The following is a 5,271-nucleotide window of genomic DNA, read 5'->3' as shown; positions in this document are numbered from 1 at the left end:
GTCAGCGGCCCTTCCACCGCACCATCCGCCGGGGGAGCGGGCGACCTCGTCGGCGCCGACCTGGAACTCGACCTCGGCACCGCGGCCACCACCGGGCCCCGGACCGGTGCCACCGGCTCGCTGCTCACCAGCACCACCCGCTTCCTGGACACCTTCGTCCTCGACGAACTGCTGCGCGGCAGCGGCGAACCGGTGTACTGCCTGGTGCCCGCCGACGACGTGGACGAGGCGCGCGCCGTGCTGCGCGCCCGCTCCGCCGCCTGCGCGCTGCCCGAGCCCGACCCCGGACGCGTCACCCCACTGCCCGTGGGGGCCGACGGGAGCCGCGACTGGACCACCCACGCGCCCGGCCTCGCGGACCGGATCGCGCGCGTGGTGCACACATCGGCGCCCTTCGGCCTGACCGGCCCCTACGAACAGCTCCGCGAGGAGACCACGCTGGGCACGGCCCGGCTGCTGCGCTGGATGCGCCGCCACGGCATCGCGGACCTCACCCTGCTCTCCACGCTCAGCGCCTGCGGATCGGGACTCGGTCCCGACGCCCGCATCGAGGAGAGCAGGCAGCAGCCCCTACGGCCCGGCATGCCGGGCGGCGCGGTCGCCGCCTGGGTGGGCGAGCGGCTGGCCGAACGCGCCGAGCAGGACGGCATGCGCGTCAGGGTCTTCCGCACCGGACTGCTGCTCGGCGCCCGGAACAGCGGAGCCTGCGACCCCGACCACCCGCTGTGGCGGCTGATCGCGGGCGCCCTCGCCGTGGGCGCGCACCCCGGCGACGAACGGCTGCTGGCGGTGAGCCCCGTGGACCTGGCCGCCCGCGCCATCGTCCAGCTCGCCCGCACACCCGCCTCCGAGGGCCGCGCCTACCACCTGGTGGACGAGGAACCCCTCAGCGCCCAGCGCCTGTTCGACCTCCTGGCGGAGACGGGCAGGACCACCGCCACCGCCACCGAACGCCAGTGGCAGCGCGCTGTCGCCCTGCGCGCCCTGGAGCGCGAGAACGACGTCCTCGATCCGCTGGCGCCCCGCGGCCTCGGCCGCCTCACCCTCGGCGCGCCGGCCGTCGAGGCACAGGCCTGGCGGCCCTGGCTCGACGGCGCGGGCCACGACCCCCCCCCCCCCCCCCCCCCCCCCCCCCCCCCCCCCCCCCCCCCCCCCCCCCCCCCCCCCCCCCCCCCCCCCCCCCCCCCACCCCCGACACCCTCCTCAGCAGCCTCGCCTTCGCCGCGGCCCACCGGCCCGGCTACGCCGAACTGCTCGGCAGCACCCAAGGACCCCGATGACCACGCACACCGACGCACCCGGCGGCCCCCGGCCGCACGACCTGACCCTGTACGACTTCTTCGCCCGCTCGCTTGCGGCGCACCCCGACGAGCCCGCCCTGGAGGTCCTGGGCCGCACCTACAGCTACCGCGACCTGGACGAGCGCGCCGCCGCCGTAGCCCGGGCGCTGCTCGACGTCCGCGACGGCGTCGCGCCCGCCCGGATCGCCCTGCTCGCCTCCCGCAGCCCGACCGCCTTCGCGGGCTACCTGGCCGCGCTGCGCCTGGGCGCGACCGTGACACCGCTCAACCCCGGCTACCCCGTCGCCCGCAACCGCTCGGTGTGGCAGCTCGCCCGCGCCGAGGTCCTGCTCGCCGACGCCAGCGGGGCCGCCCAGCTCGACCCGGACGAAAGCGGCCCGGCGCTGCTGCGGCTGAACGACGACGAGACCGCCGCCCTGCCCCTGCCCGCCGACCTGCCCGAACGCACCACGGGCCCCGGCGACGTGGCGTACGTGCTGTTCACCTCGGGCTCCACCGGCCGCCCCAAAGGCGTCCCCGTCAAACACCGCAATCTCGCCCCCTACATCGCCCACAACATCGAGCGCTTCGCCGTCGGCCCCGGCTGCCGCGTCTCGCACACCTTCGACCTGACCTTCGACCCTTCCGTCTTCGACCTGTTCGTCACCTGGGGCGGCGGCGCCACCCTGGTGGTACCGCAGCGCACCGAACTCCTGGAACCCGTCCGCTACATCGAGGAGCGGCGCATCACCCACTGGTTCTCGGTGCCCTCGGTCGTCTCGGTCTCGGCGAGCCTCGGCAAGCTCCCCGCCGGACAGGCCACCGGCCTGCGCCACGGCATCTTCATCGGCGAGCAGCTCACCGACCGCCAGGCACGGCTGTGGGCCGAGGCCGCGCCCAAGGCCCGGATCGACAACGTCTACGGCCCCACCGAACTCACCGTCGCCTGCACCGAGTACCGGCTGCCCGAGCAGATGGCCGACTGGCCCGACACCGCCAACGGAACCGTGCCCATCGGCCCCGTCTACCCCTTCCTCGAACACATCGTGCTCGACGTCGAAGGTCTGCCCGCCGACGAGGGCGAGTTGTGCGTACGCGGCCCGCAGCGCTTCGACGGCTACCTCGACCCCGCCGACGACCGCGGCCGCTTCCTGTCCTGCACCCCGGGGAGCGGCCGCCCGGCCACCGTCTACCAGGGCGAGGAACCACTGACCGCGGCGCACTGGTACCGCACCGGTGACCGGGTCCGCCGGGAGCACGGCGGCCTGACCCATCTGGGGCGCCTGGACAACCAGGTCAAGGTCCGCGGCTACCGCGTCGAACTCGGCGAGATCGAGTCGGCACTGCGCCGCCACCCCGGCATCACCGACGCCGTCGTCCTGGCGGTCCCGGGACCGGCCGAGACCGAACTGGTCGCCGTCCACACCGGCGAACCGCTCAAGGGCACCGACGTCATGCTCTGGCTGCGCAAGCGGGTCCCGGTGCACATGGTGCCGCGCCGCTACGCCCACCTGGACGCCCTGCCCCTCAACCCCAACGGCAAGACCGACCGCCCGGCACTGATGCGCGCGCACACCCCCGAAAGGAACAACTGAGCCGCCATGGCCTTCCCCCTCGCCACGCTGCTGCGCGACCTGCGCCCGCCCTCGCCGGTGGTACGCGTCCTCGCGCTCAGCAACCTCGCCCGCACGGTCGCCAACGGCTTCCTGCTCTCCGTCAGCGTGCTGTTCTTCATCCGCGCCGTCGGCATCGACTCCGGCCGGGTCGGCCTGGGCATGACCCTCGCGGCCGTCCTGGCCATGCTGGCCAGCATCCCGGCGGGCCAGCTCTCCGACCGGCTCGGCTCCCGCAACACCTCCGTCGCCTTCGGCGCCGCGCAGGGCATCGCCGTCTGCGGATACGCCCTGACCGGCGGCTTCGCTGGATTCCTCGCGGTCGTCGCGCTGTCGGCGGTGATGGACGCGGGCGGTGCCGCCGCCCGCGGCGCCCTGATCGCCGAGGCGCTGCCGCCCGCCGAACGGGTGCGGGCCCGCGCCTACCTCCAGTCCGTCATCAACATCGGCCTGTCCGCGGGCACCCTGGCCGGCGGAGTCGCCCTGGCCGCCGACTCCGGCGCGCTCTACCGCTGGCTGCTCCTCGCGGCGGGCGCCCTGTTCGTCGCGGCCGGACTGATGTGCCTGCCGCTGCCCGCGGCGCGCGCCTCCGCCGACGGCCCCGCGCCCGAGCGCCGCCACGTACTGCGCGACACGCCCTTCGTCGTCGTCGCCGCCCTCAACGCCGTCCTCGTCCTGGGCACCGACGCCCTGCTCACGGTGGCCCTGCCCATCTGGATCGCCGAACGCACCGAGGCCCCCGTCTCCCTCTACGCGGGGCTGATCTTCCTTAACACCGTGATGTGCGTGCTGTTCCAGGTCCGGATGAGCAGGGGCGCCGAGGACGTGGCGGGCGGCGCCCGCGCCATGCGCCGCTCCGGCATCCTGCTCGCCCTGTGCTGCGCGCTGTTCGCACTGTCCGCGGGGCAGCCCGCCTGGGTCGCCGCGGTCTGCCTGAGCGCCGGTGCCGTGGTGCACGTGTGCGGCGAGATGCTGCACTCCGCGGGCTCCTGGGCGCTGTCCTACGAACTGGCTCCGGCCGACGCGCACGGCCAGTACCAGGGAATGTTCAACCTGGCCCAGCGCGTGGGCGCCGCCATCACCCCGCTGCTCACCACCGCCGTGATCATCGGCTGGGGCTGGCCGGGCTGGCTGGTGTTCGCCGCCGCCCTGCTCGCCGGGGGACTTGCCACCCCGGCCGTCGCCCGCTGGGCCGAGCGCACCCGCGCCAGCGTGACCCCGCCACGGACCGCCGAGTCCGCCCAAGCGGTCTGAGCCCCGAACCCGGCCGAGACGACCGGCACGTTCGACACACAGAAGGTTCCCGATGGACTTCAGCCTCTTCTACTTCGGCAACGACACCACCGCCGCGACCACCGACACCGACCGCTACGCGCTGGTGCTCGAAGGCGCCCGGTTCGCCGACGAGCACGACTTCACCGCCGTATGGACGCCCGAACGGCACTTCCACGCCTTCGGCGGCCTCTACCCCAACCCGGCCGTCACCGGCGCCGCCGTCGCGGCTGCCACCAGCCGTGTGGCCATCCGGGCCGGCAGCGTCGTGGCACCCCTGCACCACCCCCTGCGCATCGCCGAGGAGTGGGCGGTCGTCGACAACATCTCCGGCGGCCGGGTCGGCCTCGCCTTCGCCTCCGGCTGGCACGCCACCGACTTCGCGCTGCGCCCGGAGAACTACCCGGACCGCCGCGACGTCCTCATGGACACCGTCGGGCAGGTCCGCGCGCTGTGGCGCGGAGAGCGGGCCGAGGTGCGCGACGGCACCGGGGCCACCCGACAGGTGCGCACCTACCCCCGCCCCGTCCAGGCCGAGCTGCCCGTATGGATCACCAGCGCGGGCGGCGTGGAGACCTTCCGCCACGCGGGCCGCCTCGGCGCGGGCGTGCTCACCCACCTCCTCGGCCAGGACACCGACGACCTCGCGGAGAAGATCGCCGCCTACCGGCAGGCCTACGCCGACCGCCCCGGCGCCGACGGCTCCACGGGCCACGTCGCGGTCATGGTGCACACCTACCTCGACCACGACGAGGACACCGCACGCGAACTCGTCCGCCCGCCCCTCACCGCCTACCTGCGCAGCTCCGTCGGCCTGCTGCTCGGCTCCCAGGCGCACGGCAGCGCCCGCCGCGTGGACCCGGCCAAGCTGCGCGACAAGGACCTCGACTTCCTCGCGGCACGGGCCTTCGACCGCTACTACGAAGACGGCGGCCTGCTCGGCACCGTGCCCAAGGCCGAGCGCGTGGTGCGCCGCCTCGCCGGTCTCGGCGTCGACGAGATCGCCTGCCTCATCGACTTCGGCCTGCCCGCCAAGACCGTCCTGGACGCCCTGCACACCCTGGACGAGGTACGGGGGCTGACCAAGTGAGCGCCCCCACCCGGGC

Annotated in this window: 3 protein-coding genes and 1 pseudogene; all 4 read left to right on the top strand. The window is 74.9% G+C overall.

Translation table 11 applies throughout. From position 1 onward, the window contains the following. Positions 1–60: 60 nt before the first annotated feature. Positions 61–762: pseudogene (locus AB8Z36_RS31180) on the top strand (SDR family oxidoreductase); the annotation flags it as partial. A 514-nt stretch (positions 763–1,276) separates the two neighbouring features. Next, the gene (locus tag AB8Z36_RS31175; RefSeq protein ID WP_369216743.1) at positions 1,277–2,875 is read left to right on the top strand and encodes an amino acid adenylation domain-containing protein; all 1,599 of its coding nucleotides are present in this window, start codon (positions 1,277–1,279) and stop codon (positions 2,873–2,875) included. Positions 2,876–2,881: 6 nt separating this feature from the next. Further along, positions 2,882–4,147 (top strand): MFS transporter, encoded by a 1,266-nt coding sequence (locus tag AB8Z36_RS31170; RefSeq protein ID WP_369216742.1) that lies wholly within the window; start codon positions 2,882–2,884, stop codon positions 4,145–4,147. 52 nt (positions 4,148–4,199) lie between these two features. Beyond that, a complete protein-coding gene (locus tag AB8Z36_RS31165; RefSeq protein ID WP_369216741.1) occupies positions 4,200–5,255 on the top strand; it encodes a MupA/Atu3671 family FMN-dependent luciferase-like monooxygenase in 1,056 nt (351 codons plus the stop codon). Positions 5,256–5,271: the final 16 nt, after the last annotated feature.

Origin of the sequence: Streptomyces flavofungini, from assembly GCF_041028215.1 — a bacterium.
GTDB lineage: Bacteria > Actinomycetota > Actinomycetes > Streptomycetales > Streptomycetaceae > Streptomyces > Streptomyces flavofungini_B.
This window is presented reverse-complemented; position numbering and strand designations above follow the sequence as displayed.

What these genes read in the sequence shown, in the direction of transcription:
- AB8Z36_RS31175 (WP_369216743.1), top strand. Translation starts at nt 1,277, where the DNA reads ATGACCACGCACACCGACGCACCCGGCGGCCCCCGGCCGCACGACCTG.
- AB8Z36_RS31170 (WP_369216742.1), top strand. Translation starts at nt 2,882, where the DNA reads ATGGCCTTCCCCCTCGCCACGCTGCTGCGCGACCTGCGCCCGCCCTCG.
- AB8Z36_RS31165 (WP_369216741.1), top strand. Translation starts at nt 4,200, where the DNA reads ATGGACTTCAGCCTCTTCTACTTCGGCAACGACACCACCGCCGCGACC.